Source organism: Arcicella sp. GW458-12-2-14-TSB2 (assembly GCF_059423785.1).
The window spans coordinates 1-1,445 of record NZ_JBWKYN010000351.1; the positions used below are offsets into that span (position 1 = coordinate 1).

The following is a 1,445-nucleotide window of genomic DNA, read 5'->3' on the forward strand; positions in this document are numbered from 1 at the left end:
CTCGTATGTTTGTTTGATAAAAATCATGTTGCAATAGATTAAATTCCGAAATTAGCTTTTGTGTGGTGAGAGGATATTTCTTTCTAAACAATCCATTTTGGATATGTACTCATCAAGGTATTCCCCATCACTCATTGCTAAGAGTCACAACAGCACCTTAAGCATCACCAGAATGGTGGTAAGCTTGTATAGGACGAGAAAAGACAATTTAATCTATCTAAGACCATGAGCAAAAAAGTAATCAGCAATCAAACTATTTTACGTCAATGTGTGGGAATTGACATCAGTAAGGACAGTTTTGTTGCTTGCATTAGTCACAAGACTTCAACCGATGAAATCATTGTAAAAAGTACTAAAAAAATCAGTAACACCCCTGCTGGCTTTAGTACCTTACAGGAATGGGTTACTAAGTTCACAAGCCCAATGTTTCCTTTGATATATGTAATGGAGGCTACAGGTGTGTATTATGAACCTCTTGCATTCGATTTACTAGAAAGAGGGCAATCTGTGAGTGTTCAATTAGCAAAGAATGTCAAGTTCTTTATGCAAAGTCATAATATTAAGTCAAAAACAGATGATATTGATGCTCAGGCTATCGCTCAAATGGGACTGGAAAGAAAACTTAAGCTATGGCAACCAGGAAGTACTCGAATGAGAGTATTAAAACATCTGTGCCGTGAAAGAACAATGCTCCAAGCAGAACAGACTACTGTTAAAAATCAATCTCATGCTTGGAAATATACCTATAAACCTGAGAAAAGCATCTTAAAAAGATTAGAAAACAGATTAAGCTTTATAAAAGAGCAAATTCAAGAGATTGAACAAGAAATTCAAAGTATCGTTAAAAATGATCAAGAGTTAGCTCAACGTGTGGCTAATGTTTGTACCATTAAAGGAGTAGGTTTGCTCTCAGCTATCGTTATCATTGCAGAAACTAATGGATTTGCCTTATTTAATAATAAAGCTCAGCTCATCAGTTATGCGGGATATGATGTGGTAAGAAAACAATCAGGAAACAGTGAAGCTAAAACGAGAATCTCTAAAAAAGGAAATAAAAATATTAGAAAAGCTCTCTATTTTCCTGCTACAAGTGCTTGTAGGTTTAACCCCAAAATGAAACAAACTTATGAAAACATTACTCAGAGAACAGCTATAAAGATGAAAGGGAATGTCGCTGTTCAAAGAAAGATGCTTGTATTGATTTATACCATATACAAGAACAATATACCTTATGATGAAAATTACCAATATGACAAAGAACGTAATGATACTCAAAAAAATAAGGCAGAGTCAATCATAAATTGCCCTGCCTAAAGTGCATGGAAATGAATTCCTGCTTCTGATTGTGCAATTTATAAAAAATATTTAATCTTAAGAATAGGTTTTTAACACAGCACCTTGATGAAAGAAAAGTAACCGCGCGGCGGACCGCAAAAGAAAATCAA

1 protein-coding gene is annotated in these 1,445 nt (G+C 34.5%); it reads left to right on the forward strand.

The window, feature by feature from the left end:
- Positions 1-225: 225 nt before the first annotated feature.
- On the forward strand, positions 226-1,314 hold the full coding sequence (locus AC07XN_RS24375) for an IS110 family RNA-guided transposase (protein ID WP_494744932.1): 1,089 nt from the start codon (positions 226-228) through the stop codon (positions 1,312-1,314).
- The last annotated feature ends 131 nt before the right edge of the window (positions 1,315-1,445 follow it).